General features: G+C 54.5%; 13 protein-coding genes. 7 read left to right on the top strand and 6 right to left on the bottom strand.

Annotation, left to right across the window (positions count from 1 at the left end; translation table 11 throughout):
- Window positions 1-348: 348 nt before the first annotated feature.
- Window positions 349-711 carry a VOC family protein gene (locus C8N31_RS05290; protein ID WP_025048501.1) on the bottom strand — a complete coding sequence of 121 codons (363 nt, stop codon included), beginning with the start codon at window positions 709-711 and terminating at the stop codon, window positions 349-351.
- Between the two features lie 182 nt (window positions 712-893).
- On the bottom strand, window positions 894-1,028 hold the full coding sequence (locus C8N31_RS20630; RefSeq protein ID WP_269146525.1) for a hypothetical protein: 135 nt from the start codon (window positions 1,026-1,028) through the stop codon (window positions 894-896).
- 35 nt (window positions 1,029-1,063) lie between these two features.
- On the opposite strand from C8N31_RS20630, the gene C8N31_RS05295 reads away from it, so the two are divergent.
- Window positions 1,064-2,587 carry a DUF427 domain-containing protein gene (locus C8N31_RS05295; protein WP_051544609.1) on the top strand — a complete coding sequence of 508 codons (1,524 nt, stop codon included), beginning with the start codon at window positions 1,064-1,066 and terminating at the stop codon, window positions 2,585-2,587.
- A gap of 366 nt (window positions 2,588-2,953) precedes the next feature.
- Here C8N31_RS05295 and C8N31_RS05300 read toward each other — a convergent pair whose 3' ends face one another.
- Window positions 2,954-4,498, bottom strand: coding sequence for an adenylate/guanylate cyclase domain-containing protein (locus C8N31_RS05300; protein ID WP_051544608.1), 1,545 nt, complete (start codon window positions 4,496-4,498; stop codon window positions 2,954-2,956).
- A 628-nt stretch (window positions 4,499-5,126) separates the two neighbouring features.
- Between C8N31_RS05300 and C8N31_RS05305 the strand changes: the two genes are divergently transcribed.
- Window positions 5,127-7,085: a bifunctional 2',3'-cyclic-nucleotide 2'-phosphodiesterase/3'-nucleotidase gene (locus C8N31_RS05305; RefSeq protein WP_025048500.1), complete on the top strand. Its 1,959-nt coding sequence runs from the start codon at window positions 5,127-5,129 to the stop codon at window positions 7,083-7,085.
- A gap of 317 nt (window positions 7,086-7,402) precedes the next feature.
- Here the strand turns inward: C8N31_RS05305 and C8N31_RS05310 are convergent, their stop codons facing one another.
- Complete coding sequence (locus tag C8N31_RS05310; RefSeq protein WP_025048499.1) at window positions 7,403-8,392, bottom strand: AraC family transcriptional regulator; 990 nt, start codon at window positions 8,390-8,392, stop codon at window positions 7,403-7,405.
- A gap of 145 nt (window positions 8,393-8,537) precedes the next feature.
- Here C8N31_RS05310 and C8N31_RS05315 point away from each other — a divergent pair, with 145 nt between their 5' ends.
- The 4 genes from C8N31_RS05315 to C8N31_RS05330 all read left to right on the top strand — a co-directional run bounded on the left by C8N31_RS05315 (window position 8,538) and on the right by C8N31_RS05330 (window position 12,257).
- On the top strand, window positions 8,538-9,002 hold the full coding sequence (locus tag C8N31_RS05315) for a cupin domain-containing protein (protein WP_025048498.1): 465 nt from the start codon (window positions 8,538-8,540) through the stop codon (window positions 9,000-9,002).
- A 12-nt stretch (window positions 9,003-9,014) separates the two neighbouring features.
- Window positions 9,015-10,502 (top strand): flavin-containing monooxygenase, encoded by a 1,488-nt coding sequence (locus tag C8N31_RS05320; protein WP_025048497.1) that lies wholly within the window; start codon window positions 9,015-9,017, stop codon window positions 10,500-10,502.
- A 24-nt stretch (window positions 10,503-10,526) separates the two neighbouring features.
- Window positions 10,527-11,363: an alpha/beta hydrolase gene (locus tag C8N31_RS05325; protein WP_025048496.1), complete on the top strand. Its 837-nt coding sequence runs from the start codon at window positions 10,527-10,529 to the stop codon at window positions 11,361-11,363.
- A gap of 261 nt (window positions 11,364-11,624) precedes the next feature.
- Window positions 11,625-12,257, top strand: coding sequence for a tyrosine-type recombinase/integrase (locus C8N31_RS05330; protein WP_025048495.1), 633 nt, complete (start codon window positions 11,625-11,627; stop codon window positions 12,255-12,257).
- Between the two features lie 182 nt (window positions 12,258-12,439).
- On the opposite strand, the gene C8N31_RS05335 is transcribed toward C8N31_RS05330, so the two are convergent.
- Together C8N31_RS05335 and C8N31_RS05345 are read right to left on the bottom strand one after the other, a co-directional pair.
- Window positions 12,440-14,716 carry a mechanosensitive ion channel family protein gene (locus C8N31_RS05335; protein WP_025048494.1) on the bottom strand — a complete coding sequence of 759 codons (2,277 nt, stop codon included), beginning with the start codon at window positions 14,714-14,716 and terminating at the stop codon, window positions 12,440-12,442.
- Window positions 14,717-15,311: 595 nt separating this feature from the next.
- Window positions 15,312-15,758, bottom strand: coding sequence for an Lrp/AsnC ligand binding domain-containing protein (locus C8N31_RS05345; protein WP_025048493.1), 447 nt, complete (start codon window positions 15,756-15,758; stop codon window positions 15,312-15,314).
- A gap of 193 nt (window positions 15,759-15,951) precedes the next feature.
- Between C8N31_RS05345 and C8N31_RS05350 the strand changes: the two genes are divergently transcribed.
- On the top strand, window positions 15,952-16,389 hold the full coding sequence (locus C8N31_RS05350) for a universal stress protein (RefSeq protein WP_025048492.1): 438 nt from the start codon (window positions 15,952-15,954) through the stop codon (window positions 16,387-16,389).
- Window positions 16,390-16,396 lie beyond the last annotated feature (7 nt).

The following is a 16,396-nucleotide window of genomic DNA, read 5'->3' on the forward strand; positions in this document are numbered from 1 at the left end:
TTTGCTCTTCACTGAAACGGCTTCTCTTCATCGTCTGTCTCCTTGTTGGAGAACAGGCTAACTCAAAACACCGGACGTTTCAGGGGAGCAGGTCACCAGCAAACTGACATTTGTACACACTGCAGTGTAGCTTTTGGTGGATTGGGCTCTCTGCCGCCATAAAATCGGTCGGAGCATGTTCACAACCTACGCGCGCCATCACCGGGAAGGGACGGCCCATTCCCGACCTTGACGGGGTTGCTAGCCGCCGCAGTGCCGCGTCCCAAAGCAGTCGTTGTTCGACGGCGCAGCATGAACCAGCAACAGATGATTAGATGCTTATAAATCGGCATTGCTCCCGTCAGCCCGCTAGTTTTTCGGTTCCCAAAGCTCGATGGCGTTACCTTCAGGATCGGTGATATGCGCAAAACGCCCAACGCCTTCCATCTTGGAAGTATTGAAAGGCTCGACACCGCCCGCATGTAACTGTGCCAGCATTGCTTTCAGGTCAGAGACCCGAAAGTTGACCATCATCTGCTGTGATTGAGGGAAATATTTGGTATCTGCCGAGAAAGGTGCGAAAACTGTCACACCTCCTTCGCTGATCCAAGGTGGCGTCTCCATATCGGTTGGTGCGAGGTCGATGCCAAGCATATCGCTATACCACGCCGCAAGTACCTCCGGTTCCTTCGCCCGAAAAAAGAGCCCGCCAATCTCTTTAACTCTTTCCATGTCATCACCTGTTTGTTTGTTTCGGTTCAGTAACGTGACTTAGTAAGGTCAGGCAATTCTAAGTTGCACCTGTCGAAATGAGGTGATCGACACAACTAAAACAGAGCCGACATGCGTAAGTGTATCAGATTCGCTGTTTGGGAATGCTGATTGCCTAGTTACCTCCGGCCCTCACCGGCAATTCATCTGACTTTCACGGTGCTGCGGTGCGGCACGTCGAACCAGCCATTTGCGGCGATTTCGAACATCCATTCGCTGGAAACATTCACAATGGCGTCGATCTGTAAGGTCTTGGCAAGTTCTCCCTCCGTAGCCATGTTTGTTGGGCCGCCCATTGGAAGGAGCCCGACTGATGTCCGTTCTACCCAGCAACCTCTCCTCTAGTTATGCTCTTGAGGTCATCGATGTGCCCGGTAACGTCCGCGCACTGCGTGGTGACACACTGCTCGCGCATAGCCGAAACGCTATGGTGGCATTTGAGACACGGCTGGCGCCAGTGGTCTATTTCCCGCCAGAAGACGTCATCGTCCCATTAGGTGAGATAACCGATCTCAAGACATTCTGTCCGTTCAAAGGAACAGCCCGCTACCGTGACATTATTTTGCCTGACGGGCCCGTTCCCAACGCGGTGTGGACCTATTCAAATGCTTTGCCTGAAAGCGTGCGGATTGAAGGCCAGCTCGCGTTCACCCCTGGGGTTGCCGACCAAATTCTGACCGAAACAGGCCCGATTGAGCAGCCCGGTTATGCTTCTGCATCCGGCCCGGTGATTGACTGGTTGCTGAGGGAGGCCGGATTCATTCCAACGCCGGAGGCGCTGACTGCGGCACTTGGTGAGAAGCTGCGCGAACAAGGGGTACACGTTACCCGTATCAGCGTCATGATCTGGTCGCTTCACCCTCTCATCGCGGGCAAGAACTATGTTTGGGACCTTGACGCTGAAGAGGTGTCTACCTTTGCCCCGTCCTATGAAATTCACGACCACCCGGCGTTCGTGAACTCACCTCTCCGTCATGTTTCTGATGGGCTTGGCGGTGTACGCCAACGGCTCGGAACCGACTACGCTGAAAACAGCTTTCCTATTATGGAGGATCTCCGCGCGCAGGGTGCAACTGACTATGTTGCTATGCCGCTGCCATTTTCGGATGGACGCATGAACGTCCTTTCCGTTACCGGCGACCACCCGAACGGGTTCTCCACCGCCAACCTAGGCCTCATTTTCGAATGTATCTTTGTTATCTCGCGCTTTTACGAAGTGTTTATGCAGCGAGAAAACGCCCAGTCTTTACTGGAAACATACGTCGGCAAAAGGACCGGCGCGCGTGTTTTGGGGGGGGAGATCAGGCGCGGCGATGGCGATGAGATCGATGCCGCAATCATGTTTTGCGACTTGCGCCATTCTACGCGACTGGAAGAAGAATTGAGTAAGGTCGCCTATCTGGAACTGCTCAATCACTTCTTTGAAACCACTTCGAGCGTAGTTCAGGATTGTGGTGGCGAAGTGCTGAAGTTTATCGGCGATGCGGTTCTGGCAGTGTTCCCAGCTGGGGACAACGCAAAAGCGGCTTGCGCCAAAGCACTCGCATCTGCGCGTGGAACCATTGATGCGCTCCGCAGTCATTCGCATTGCGAAGGCGCAGTTGGGATCGCCTTTGGCCGTGTCACTTACGGTAATGTCGGCTCGAAAGAACGGCTCGACTTCACCGTCATTGGCCATGCCGCCAATGTTGCGGCGCGGCTCTGCGATCAAGGCAAACACACAGGACATGCGGTCGTTTTTACTGAGGAAGTGCTGGGCGATGCGACGGATGCCGACGATCTTGGATTGTTGCCGCTGCACAATGTCGGCGCACCTGTCCATTGCTACGGGATGTGACAAAGCCTCAAAAAACTCCTAAACCTAAACACGCTGGACCTTGCTCACGTAAGTGCTTCTTGCAAAAATGATCCAGCGCCAACTTTCGGCCACTCCAATAACGGCCCTGAACCGACCTTGGGCGCGGTCTAAGTATGCCGCATTTGCAGCCGGTTTTGCGGCCATTCGTTCAAGTGCGCGATGACGCTACTTAGTGTCGGGAACGCGGACAAACTGGGCTGTCGCTGCGGCTGGCCAAAGGCTTCTTTGGCGTCAGGTCGGAAAAATGCCTTTGTGATATGACGTCAGGTGAATGGGCAAGGACTGAGCGAGTACCAATTTTTCTGACATTTCAAGATTGTGGTTTCCGACATCGAGAAGTGAGCATCATTGCCGCGGCAAACCCAAGTCTATGAGGCGCTCTGTCATGCCACTGCTATCTCCAAGCGCCAATAGTTTTTCTGCAGCGGGAAACTTGAAAACATGCCGGTAAGTTTCCATGGTTAATGTTGGCAACAAGCTTAGCGCTGTCTCGATATGTTTGCGCGCAGCGCCTTCGTCACCTGCTAGTGCCTCGACCTGTGCCGCCTGGAGGTGGACATACCACGGCGCACCGGGATGCCGAGCCGCCGCCCGCGCGGACTCTTGATACGCCGGATGGCCATGATCAAGATGCGCAATTAGATGGCCGATTGTAACGATGTTCTGAAAAGTATGCGCTGTTGGATCTTTGGGGCTCAGACGCATGGCTGTCTCGCCCCCAGCGACCATTTTTGTGGTATCGGGCCGCGCTTTAAACATCTCCGCCAATGCTGTCGCATGATGGCAGAACGCATTGTTTGGATTCAGTGCGATAGCAGTTGCCGCAGCGTCTGCGGCCTCTTCGGCCTGACCGGACATCGCCAACAACACAGCCAAGTTTCCATGCGCGACTTCGAGCCGGTCATCTATTGCAAGCGCTTCACGTGCCCAGACAAGGCCTTCGGCAATTGTTGTCGATGGGTCGGGTAAGCCTATGGCAACCCTTACGTTTGAGACCCGTGCCAGCAGTGCGCGCGGCAGTGCGAAGTTTGGATCAGTCTTTGCGGAAGCTCGAAGAAGAACCGCTGCTTCATCGAGGCTCTCGGGGTTGTATTCCGCCAGCTTTGGCCAACATCTTTGGCACAACTCCCAAGACGTAAGACTATCTGTCGGTCTTGAGCGGGCTAACCTTCGCTCATGCGCTCCCAGTTCCGGCTCGACCGCCGTTACAATTGCGTGTGTCAATTCGTCTTGCAAATCAAAGATGTCTTCCAACGTTCGATCCCACTTGCCTGCCCAGACATGCATGCCACTGGAGGCTTCGATCAATTGCGCTGTGACCCTTAGCCGATCGCCGCCTCTGCGAACGGAACCCTCAACAACATAGCGCGCGTCCAGTTCTTTGCCGATCCGGCGCACGTCCTGAGACGCGCCTTTGTAAGCAAAGGTTGAGTTGCGCGCGATCACCATTAAGGACCTGAAGCGGCTTAGCTCTGTGGTCACATCTTCGACGATGCCGTCGGCGAGAAACTCTTGATCCTGATCTGCCGACATGTTTGCGAATGGTAGCACAGCAATGTAAGGGCGTTCGGCGGCCACCTGCGCCGGCTTTGATGCTTCAGCGCCCTCGACCTCCACCCGCCAGACGTCCACCGGTTCCGGCATATTCTTAACCGCCTGCAGACCAAGTGTCGTCATTTCCGCATCGATCCGATCCTTTACCTGTTCGAACACAGCTCGCGAAATGCAAATCCCACCAACCGGTGCAAGGCTTTCCAGCCGAGCTGCGATATTGACGGCATCACCAAGGACGTCCTCGCCATCGATAACAACGTCGCCCAAATTTATACCGATGCGGAATTTGAGCCGACTTTTCTTCAACTTCTGTGTTCTCGTGAGCGTGCATTTCACGCTGTATCCCAAGTGCCGAACGTAATGCTTGCACTGGAGAGACAAATTCAACGAGTAACCCGTCCCCCATGGTCTTGATTATCCGACCATCGCAGGTCGCAATCGCAGGGTCGATGATCTCTTTACGTGCTGCACGCATCCTATTGATGACGCCTCCCTCATCCGCGGCCATAAGGCGCGAATAGCCTACCAAATCGGCGGCAAGAATAGTCGTCAGCTTTCGATCCATAAGTGGCGGTCGCCGTGTGGAAAAATCAGAGGAGACATAACCTAAAATGAAAGAATGCTGCAAACTTATTCAGAGTTGCCCAATTTGGCCGTTCGCGAACAGCTGACATTTGTGCATCGTGCCGTCTTTTGTTCTACGGGCTCACAACCTCCTCATTGCGGGGACGCAATCTGCGTCTCTTTACTACCAGGGGCTTCGGCAAGAACAGCCTAACGCAGTCTTGAGTAATCGATCTCGGCGCCGCAGCACTGCGCCACGTATGTAGCAATTGGTGTCATAAATTCCCGAGCGTCGAAACTCCCGCGGCGGAGTTGTTCGAATCTCCAAACCGTCGCATGCTTGATGCTTTCATCGACGACCCTTTCGTTGACTTCGCTCAAATACATAAGGAATGCTCAGATGCCTCTCTCCATGAATCGCCGCTATTTTCTTGCTGGAACTGCTGGTCTTGTCGCCATGCACCCGTTTTCGGCCTCTGCCGCCGGCAACCAAGCGCACCTGCGTCTCATGGAAACGACCGATCTGCATGTGCATGTTTTCCCCTATGATTACTATGCCGATAAACCTCGCGACACGGTCGGCCTTTCACGTACTGCGTCCCTGATCCAAGGGGTGCGGGCAGAGTCGACAAATTCATTGTTGTTGGACAACGGCGATTTTCTTCAAGGGAACCCGATGGGCGACTACATTGCATATGAGCGTGGTATGAAAGAAGGCGATAGCCATCCTGTGATCAACGCGATGAATGCACTCGGGTTTGATGCTTCAACTTTAGGCAATCACGAATTCAACTACGGTGTTTCATTCTTGATGAAGTCCTTAGGAGGCGCGGACTTCCCCGTTGTCTCCGCTAACGTGGTCAAAGAAATGGGCGCATCTGCGACCGCCGATACCACGTTGGTAAAACCCTATGTGATTATGGAACGGAAGATCACCGACGGCAGCGGCGCAAAGCATCCGATCAAGATTGGACTAATAGGATTTGTGCCGCCCCAGATCATGAATTGGGATCGCAAGCATCTCGAAGGCAACGTGCAAACCCGCGATATCGTCGCGACCGCCAAAGCTTACGTTCCACAAATGAAAGAGGAAGGCGCAGATCTGATCATCGCACTTTGTCATTCTGGCATTGGTGGCGCGACTGCGGAGGATGGAATGGAGAACGCAGCCATTCCGCTAGCGAGTGTTGAAGGCATCGACGCGATACTTACGGGGCATAGCCACCTTGTTTTCCCATCTTCAAAATACGCTGACTTTGCAGGTGTTAACACCGAAGCAGGCACAATTGGCGGCAAACCTGGGGTTATGGGGGGGGTCTGGGGAAGCCATATGGGTCTTCTCGACCTATTGATCGAGCGGGATGGCAGCAGCTGGCGCGTGCTTTCACATACGGCCGAAGCTCGGCCAATTTCAAAACGAAATGAGGATCGCTCATATACTGCACTCGCGGAGGATTATGCACCCGTTTTGGCTGCTGCAACGAAAGAGCATGAAGAAACTCTCAATTACGTGCGCACAGCCGTTGGTAAAACCGATGCACCATTGCACAGCTACTTCGCACTCGTGGCGGATGATCCATCGGTTCAAATCGTCTCCAACGCACAAACGTGGTACATCAAAGAGCAGATGGTCGGCACAGCATATGAAAGTCTGCCAGTCTTATCCGCCGCAGCACCGTTCAAAGCGGGTGGCCGCGGTGGCCCTGAGTATTACACTGACGTCCCTGTCGGGGATGTGGCAATTAAGAACGTATCTGACCTCTATCTCTACCCCAACACCGTGCGTGCGGTGAAGGTCACGGGGCGACAGGTCAAAGACTGGCTGGAGCGTTCAGCAGGAATGTTCAATCAGGTTGAACCAGGTGCGCAGGATGCGCCTTTGTTGAATCCGAGCTTCCCGAGCTACAACTTTGATGTGATGGATGGTGTGAATTATCAGATAGACCTTTCCCAACCGTCCAAATTTGACAAAGACGGTGCGGAGACCAATCCAGATGCCAACCGCATCACCAACCTCATGTTCAACGGCGATCCACTGGACATGGAAAAAGAGTTCATCGTAGCCACCAACAACTATCGCGCGTCAGGCGGCGGCAGCTTTCCTGGAGCCAAGGGCGACACAGTGGTCTTCGAGGGCCCCGACACCAACCGCGATATCATTGTGCGCTACTTGGTAGATCAAGGCACAGTAAATCCCAAAGCAGACGCCAACTGGTCCTTTGCGCCGCTTGCGGACACTACAGTGATCTTTGAAACAGGTCCTGCGGGAGCTGGGTATGCAGATAGTGTCGAAGGAGTTTCAATTGAGCCTGCAGGTGCATCTGATACAGGTTTCGCGAAATTTCGTATAAAGCTCTGAGATGCTGAAATAGCCTTTCTTCTGCTTCCACCTATATGCAACATCATTCAGCGCATCTCAAAAACATATTCGGCCAATAACGGCCCAAAGCCGCCATTCGAGAGGGTACTCAAATGCCGCGCCAGCACCCCGCATTGCGGACATTCGTGCAGGGCGCAGCATTTCGGCCGACCTGAACTCACAATTCGCGGGACGAAGTGTGAATTCAAAGCTTTCGTTGGAATGTCCGCAACTAAAAGGGCTTGTGGCACAAGAGCGAGTTAAAACCGCGGTCCAGATGTTTCATCGAAAGGTGCCGCAATTCATATTGTTTTGCTTCAATTCCTTCTCGTCTCATGCGGACTTTCTCCAAAACGGCGTTTGTACTCAACCGAGAACCGTCCGAAATGGCCGAACCCGCAGCGTTCGGAAATGTCGCCGATGGTATCGGAGTCCGGTGAAGTGGCCAGAGCGTGACGTGCCTCGCGCAGCCGCTTTTCACGCAGGTATTGCATCGGGGTCAGGCCAAGCTCCGCCTTGAAACCCAATTGCAACGAACGTGGTGAAATCTGCAGCACCTCCGCGATCTCGCCCACCGTAATCGTTTCGCCAAAGTTGTAATGGATATACTGAATCGCCCTGCGCACATGCACGTTTTTCGCCTTTTCGACATCCTCCGATAGAAGCCCGCTAACATTACTTGGCTGGCACAGCAGAAATCCTTCGATCAATTGCTCTTCAACAAGCGCCTGTGTATGCAGATTGCCCTTGGCATAGATTGCGTCTTTCTCGGCAAGGGTGAAGCATGTTCGCAGTCTGCTGACCCATTCGCCGACATTTGAACATTGCTGGTCCACCGATGTTTGAAAGGTTACCGGTCCGGAAAGATCCCGGCCGACAAGACGTTCGGCGACGCGGTTCAACTGCTGCGCATTGATCTGTAACAGCAGTTGCGAACAACCCTCTCGCCAACGCATTGATGTATGACGGTGCGGATTCAGAACACTGCCCAATCCAGGGCCAGTATCGACGTAACCAGCAGAGTTATTGATCCGGGCTTGTCCGGTCAGCGGGATCTGGATGAGATAAAAAGAGCCAAGTTCGCCCGGCTCGATCTCCACATCAGCTCCGTACTGAATGTAGTTGAGCGACGTGACCTGACCTTCAGCACGGTTGTGCACCGCATCGAAACTTCCCGACCGCGAAGCTCGGTCTAGGCGGTGGTCGCAGAATTTCCGGGCGACAACAGCCCGCGCCTCGTCGAGATCGCTGGATTGGAAAAGACGGTTTCGCCCCAAGGGCAAAACGTTGTTTGCGGGTCTTGTCATGTTTTTCGCGCGCTCCTTCGCCCAGAAATATAGCACAAATCCCGACCTGTGCGAATTTGGCGCGCAATTTTGTTTCGCTTTTTGGATAACGGATCCGCGCCGATCTCCGATAGCGTTCTTGCCACCAACAAACAGGGAGGAAGAAATGCAAAACGGAGAAGGGGTCACCAATGCGACCGAAGGACTGGACGGAACCGTCTGGAACGTCGTGGGCCACACCTATACGCCAAAACTTTTGTCGGACAACGCGATGATCTGGCACGCGGTCATTCCGGCCGATACATTCGTGCCACCGCATGTCCATCCGACCCAGGATGAATGGATCTACGTGCTCGAGGGCGATCTCGAGGTCGATTTCGGTTTCGAGTCCGGGAACGTCACCGCCAACAAGGCCGGGCCCGGCGACATGGTGCGGATGCCCATGGGCATGGCGCATGGGGTCTACAACCGGTCAGGCAAAGAAGCGACCTGCGTGTTTGGCGTGTCGCCGGCGCGCAAGCTGTTCGATCTGTTCGGCGCTTTGCACAACGTCACGGATCCCGAGGAACTGGTGCGGCTCTCGGCACTGCACGAAGTCGATTTCCTGCCGCCCCCGCCGGACGCCGGCTAAGGAGGCAGTGACATGGTAAAACGCAAAACTGTCGCCGTCATCGGCGGCGGCGTCTCGGGGCTTGCCGCAGCGAAGGCCTTTGATGAACGTGGCCACAGGGTGATCGGGATTGAACGCAGCCTCGATTTCGGGGGGGTTTGGGAGCTTAGCCGCTCTTACCCCGGGGTCCAGACACAAAGCCCAAAGGATCTCTATCGCTATACCGATATGGCAATGCCTGACGATTACGCCCAGTGGCCCAAAGGGCCGCAGGTGCATGCCTATCTGCATTCCTATGCCGACAAGCATAAACTTGGGCGGTTGTTCCAGCTCAACTCGGATGTTTTGGGTATGGAACGCCGCGCCGACGGGCAACCGGGCTGGACCCTGACGCTGCAAAGCGCCGGACGGACCCGCAAGCAGGATTTCGACTTTGTCGCAATCTGCACAGGGCAGTTTTCCTACAAGAACATCACCAGCCATCCCGGTCAGGATGAGTTCATTGCCCAGGGTGGTCAGGTGATGCACTCGTCGGATTACACCGATCCCGAGATCGCGCGGGGCAAGCACGTCGTGGTGTTGGGCGGGTCGAAATCCTCGACCGATATCGCCGTGAACGCTGTGCAGAATGGCGCAGAACAGGTGACCATGGTCTACCGCAAGAACGTATGGCGGATCCCCTATTTTGTCGGGGGCATCAACTTCAAGCGGCTCCTCTACATGCGGGCGCAGGAGATGCAGTTCAACAGTTGGGATCGCGGGCCGTTGAAACGCTTGTTCGCAGCGATCACCAAGCCGCTGGTCTGGGCCAACTTCCGCGGGTTGGAAACCATGCTGAAGATGCAGCTCGGCCTGAAAAAATGGAACATGGTCCCCGATACGCCGATCGAAAAGGAGGCATCGTGTTCGCTGCCGCTGGTCACTCCCGGCTTTTTCGAAGCCTTGAAAAGCGGTAAGCTCAAGCTCGTGCAGGGCACCTATGATCAGTATGTCGGCGAAGGCATTCTGCTCTCGACCGGCGAAAAACTACGCTGCGATGTGTCGGTATTGGCCGTCGGGTGGAAACTTGGTGTGCCGGTCCTGCCCGAAGAGTACCGGCAGAAGATGATCGAGCAAGATGGGCAGTACAAGACCTACCGCCTGTCGGTGAATCCGGACCTGCCGGACATGGGTTTCGTCGGGTTCAATTCCAGCTTCTGCACGATTCTGTCGGCCGAGATGATCGCCAATTGGCTGGTGCGCTATGCCGATGGTCAACTGGCCAACCAGCCAACCGAGGCAGCGATGCGCAGAAACATGCAGATGATGCTGGATTGGCGGCGCAAGGAACGCCCTGCAGCGCAGGTCTATGGCGGTTTGTGTTCAGCGCCCTTCCACTTCAAGCATTTCGACGAATTGCTTGCGGACATGGGTGCGAAAAAGAACAAGCGGTCCAACCCGCTGGCCGAGCAATTCTCTTATCCGAACGCGGATGCCTATGGAGAGTTCCTGGCCTCTACCCCGCAATACACGGCTGGCTAGCCCCCGTCACAGGAGCCTTCGGCAATGCACGATTGGGACGATGCGTTCAACAATATGGGCCATGTCGAAGGATCCGACGCTTTGCCCGGCCTCTGGGCCGGGCAGGCTGCGGCCTACCGGGAAACCGTCAGGGTTGACACGGATCTCGCCTATGGCCCGTCCGTTCGCGAAAAATTTGACCTGATCTGGCCGGTTGATTCGCCAAAGGGGCTGGTCGTTTTTGTACATGGCGGCTTCTGGATGCGGCTCGATAAATCATACTGGAGCCATTTGGCCGAAGGAGCACGGGCCCAGGGCTGGGCGGTTGCCATCCCAAGCTATACCTTGACGCCCGAGGCTCGGATTTCCGAGATCACAAAGCAGATCGGCACGGCCATCGAAGCAGCGGCCAGCCTGGTTGAGGGCCCGATCCGCCTGATGGGGCATTCCGCCGGTGGCCATCTGGTGACCCGCATGACCTGTGACAATACCCCGTTGTCCGGCGCTATATTGGCCCGTATCGTTCATGTCCTGTCGATCAGCGGCTTGCATGACCTGCGCCCTTTACGGCATACCGCGATGAACGACACCCTGCACCTGACAACCAAAGAGGCGACGGCGGAAAGCCCGGCACTGTTGGTCCCTGTCCCAGGTTCGCAGATCAGTGTCTGTGTCGGTGGCGGCGAACGTCCCGAGTTCATCCGACAGGCACGCCTTCTGGACATTATCTGGAACGGTCTGGACGCGAAGATCGAATTGACGATAGAAGGTGACCACAATCACTTCACACTCCTAGAGGGATTGAAGTCACCGATATCCCAAATCTGCGCAACGCTCCTCAAAACGAAAAAGCAGTTCTGCCCCGAGAAAACCCTATTCTAAAGCGCGGTTGATGGCCAGGGAACGGGCGCCTCGTTGGCCTTGACGGATAGCTGGAATGGAAGCGATCCTCGGATTTTCCCTTTTCCGGCTACTCTTCCTGAATCTCCTTCAATGCCCATTTCCGACCTTCGTACACAGTGCAGAAAAAGGGAGTCTGGGCTCACTGCCGCCATCGGAGGCGGCGCAGCAATCCCGTGATATGGTACCTCGTCAACGTCGGGTTGTCGTTTTGGGAGGGCATGGCGGATCGGAGGATCAGTCATGGAAACACCAAACCTACCAGCCATTCGGGCTCTTCGCCCTGCATGGAACAAAGGCCGCATCGTCGGTCAGAAGCGGCCGCTGAAGCCAAAGCATGTCTGGGCAATCCGTGTGCGGCTTGAACTGGCAGAAAACCATCGCGACCTCGCATTGTTCAACATGGCGATTGACAGCAAGCTACGCGGTTGTGATCTGGTGAAGATGAAAGTCGTCGATGTAATGGCATCAGGTCAGATCAAGGAGCGGGCCTCTGTCCTGCAAAGCAAAACACAGAAACCCGTGCGATGTGAGATATCCGAAGGCACACGCGCCTCAGTCGAGAAGTGGATGGAAGACGAACTCATGGTTGGCTCCGAGTACCTTTGGCCTGGTCGCTTCCACGAGCGTTTGCATATCTCGACACGCCAGTATGCTCGGATCGTCCGCGACTGGGTCACATCTATCGGTCTGGAGGCGAGCGCATATGGTACTCATTCGATGAGGCGAACAAAGGTAACCCAAATCTACAAGAAGACAGGTAACTTGCGGGCGGTTCAGCTTCTGCTTGGTCACACTAAGATGGACAGCACAGTCCGGTACTTGGGCGTCGAACTTGAAGACGCACTAGCAATCGCTGAGGCCATTGAGATCTAATGAAACGGGCCGTCTGCAAGGGCGGCCCGGTCCGGCCATTGCCGATGTAGTCAAACGCTGCGGCGCAGTTTCACCAGACCGGACTTTCGCTGCAGCCGCGAAATCGAGCGTGTGGCGAATTGCTGGTCTTGAGGGACTTTACTGGCAATAGCTGCTTCCGCGCAAATGACCGCTTTCAGTGATTAACCTTTACCGGGTACGACACCAGACTGTTCCTGCGCGGCCTGACTTGCTGCGGCAGAAATCGTTGCTTTGTCTTCTTCACTAAGTTCTGTGACCTGTTCGATACTGGGCAGCGCCACACGAACTTCACGACGCGCAAATTCAAGACCGGCTTCGGCAAAGGCGGCATTCACACGGTTGTAGATTTCTTTGCGGATCATAAATTGTGTGCCGGGTTTACACATAAATTTGCCGCGGATCACCATGCCGACGTCGTCAATTTCCAAAACCCCTTGGGATTTGAACGGGGCTAGGAAATCATCCTTGAATTCCTCCATGACCAGCATCTCTTGACCGATCTTCTTAAAGATCTTCTTGATCTTGTTGGGGTCTGAATTGAACGGCACAGTAAAACGCAGTTTCATGATCACCCAATCGCGGGAAAAGTTAGTGACTTTGGGGATTTCACCGTAAGGGATGGTATGCACTGGCCCCTTGTGGTGGCGCAGCTGCATGGAACGGATCGAGATTTTCTCAACCGTGCCCATGGTGCCCTCGACCTCCACATATTCACCCGTTCTGAAGGCATCATCAATCAGGAAGAATATGCCAGATACCACGTCGCTGACCAGCTTTTGCGCTCCAAACCCAATGGCCAGACCGACGATACCAGCACCAGCCAGCAGCGGGGTTGTATCCACGCCAATGTTGCCGAGGGCCAACAGCAGGAAGATCACCACAATCGCGGCGCGCGACACCACAAGGATCAGCGGCAAAACCGTAGACAGGCGAGAGCCGCCCGCGCCGCCGCCATCCCCGCCCCCAATCTCTTCGCTGTCGGGGTTATAGCCAGAGGCGGTGTATTCTGCTGCCAACTTGCGGTTGATGAACAGGGATACGGCCTCATAAAGGATATAGCCGATTGAAAGGATGATTAGGAATTCCATGCCATTGGCGGCCAGTCGTGCCCCAATACCGGCTGTAGCGATGGCTGTTGGGCTCATCCCCCAAAACTCAGCGATAGCCATGATTACCCCCGCAAAGATTACCACGCGACCAATGCGGATGTAGGACCGCTTGGTAGCGTAATAAGCTTTCTCAGCTACCGGGCCCTCACCGCTCATCGCTGGGGTTAGATGGCGTACCAACCCACGAATGCCGGTGTCCATAGCAGGCGCGAACATCAGCAATATCATGGTCTTGTAGTGCGGTGCAGATCTGAGCAAATCGAAATTGCCGTAGCTCACCACGATGTTAATGATCCACCAGACCGCGACAAACATGAAAATGTTGAAGTAGGGGTACATCTGCGCTGTGCGTTCTTCGGCAGGTGTCACATCTGGGTCAGCGCCGCGCATCATGGTGACGCCGTCCGCGCGGTACTTCCAGAAGATCACGATCAGATAGATATGCATGGCAAGGTTGAGCCAAAACCCGATGCGGGTTTCACCCGCGGGAACGCCATTGGCGGCATTGAAAACCTGGATCGCGGCAGAGAACCCGAGCAACATGGCCAGCCAGAACTGGTGAAAACAAAATGCCTTGGCTGCAGGGGTTGCAAGATTCAGCAGGCGATATTCCGGGTTCAGTGGTGCAAAGAAAAAGAAGGCGACAGCCAGCATCAAACGAGGAAAGGCAATCAGATAGATGCCAACCAGTTGCACCGTCGGTAATAGCATTTCAGGCACAATGCTGTGGTTGACGATACGGGCAACCAGAATGAAGATCAGCACGGCGACCACTTGCGTGCCAAACCGCTGCGCCAACAATTGCAATGTTTCGCGCAGAGTCATGTTCTCTGGGTCTGCAGGGGGTAGAATGCGCCACCCGCTGGTAAAGCGACGGAAGGCCAATTCCGCCAGGCCACCAGCACCAAACACAAGGATCATGTACCCCAACATGACCAACAGACCCTGCCCGTGGCCGATTTTTTCATAGAAGTTGGAAAATGCTCGCGACTGGCCGCTGAACAGGTTCCCTATTCTTTGAAAGGGGACAACAACCGACGACCACGCCCCGCTGGTGGCGTGATAAAGAAAGTCTGAGGTGCCGTCATCTTGCTCAGCCTCAGTGGCCAAGGCTTGGGTGTTCAGCTGATCAATCAAAAGTGCGCGCACTTCGCTGTCTGACAGCCGCGAAATCAGGGCATTTGCAGCCTCCGGCGTCAGCGGGTTGGGCAAGACAGGAGCAGCAGCTTCAGGGACGGCTGCTGTGGGCAGGCCTATTTGCGCCTGTGCCTGCGGTGCGACCAGCAGCCACATCACACACAAAAGACAAATTTGGATCAATCGTGACATATCATTCCCCATGCTGATCTATGTACAATGAAGGTATTTTCATCGGAGAGACAACGGTTGTTGCGATATCCGAACTTGGTAGTGCAATCATTTGTGTGCGGGGACATTCGTTGCCTCCCCCAAATGAGCGGTTGGGTTCAATGCCGCCGTTGGATCAGTCACAGCATGTATGCTCAGGGCATAGTGTAGCATCAGCAGGGACGGCCCTGACCGGACATCCAGCGACGGCCTCGGATGCTGCAACGCGGCCCTTATTTGCAGACCTTCGCTGCGACCGCAAAATTCGGGGGAGGCGAATTTGCAAAGTGCGGTAGAAATGGACGCTCTCATTGCATCCAATCTTGTTCATTGGAGTTTAAATCAAACAGCGGCCAAGTTCGCGCGCTTGCCCGACCGGGCCAGCCACCAACCCAAGAGCGGGAAGGCGACAATTTCCGGTGCCAGAGAAGGGAGGATTGCAGCGCTGAAGATGGCTCCACCTTAGAGGCCGCTCACACTACAGCAGCATTTCCCACGCCGCAGGCGCACGCAGCATGAAAACCGGACTCACAAAATGTGCTCTCTGCTGTCGTTAGCCTTCTCCGCATCTTACAACTCAAAGAACCGTCTCCATGACAGCAAACGAGTTGGTCTGGTGGATGCCTGGCAACTTGTTGATTTTGTCGCCAAGCACCTCACGAAAGTGAGAAATATCACGAGTACGGACAGTCAATAAGTAATCAAATGATCCGGCCACCATAAGACAACACTCGATTTCCGGGATGTCTTTCACAACGCGGTTAAAGGCATCCAGCGAATTGTCTCCGGCGGTCGCAGCAAGGGACACCTGAACAATTGTCAGATGCCCCAGCCCAAGTTTGTCCATGTTCAAGGTGGCCCGATAGCCGCTGATGTAGCCGGATCTTTCGAGACGCTTCACCCGCTCCGAACAGGGCGTATTCGTCAGATTTACCCTTGCCGCAAGATCAACAATCGATAGCCGTCCATTTCCCTCCAGCTCACTCAGTATTTTTTGATCGATTCTATCTAAATCCCCATGCATTAGGTATTTCTCCTGCCATTGCTCGGTATAACACGAAATTCACCTGCTAAATACCTACTTTAATGCACAAACTCTAGTGATTATAACTACACTTATAAGTAGCGGTGTGTCGCTTTTTTGTATCGCCACCTGCCAAAACCGCTGGGAGCATTGCCTCTCTGCTAAGAAAAGAAAATTAAACAAGGAGGACAAAATGACAGCCAAGATTGTCATTGGACTTGATGGGACAGACACAGGCGAACGCGCACTTGCGTTCGCAAAAGATCTGGCGGCCAGAATGGATGCATGCGAGCTGATCGCCATCTATGTCATTGAATGGTCGCCGTTCACGTTTCAAACAGCCGAAGAAAACGCACAACGTCACAAACGACGCGAAGAAGAAATCGCGTTAGCGAAATCTCGGATCGTTGATCCTGCCATTGCCGCACTGACAGATGCAGGTTTCAAGGCCACTGGTCTCGTACGGCACGGTGACGTGGCTGAGACGTTAAATAGGCTTACTGTTGAAAATGGTGCCTCTCAGATCATCGTTGGTCGAGGTTCATCAGATGGTTTCGCCAAACGCGTTTTTGGTAGCTCAACACAAAGCCTTGTGATGCACGCAGACGTGCCTGTCACTGTAGTGGGATAGGAAAAAT

Origin of the sequence: Sulfitobacter mediterraneus (genome assembly GCF_003054325.1) — a bacterium.
GTDB lineage: Bacteria > Pseudomonadota > Alphaproteobacteria > Rhodobacterales > Rhodobacteraceae > Sulfitobacter > Sulfitobacter mediterraneus.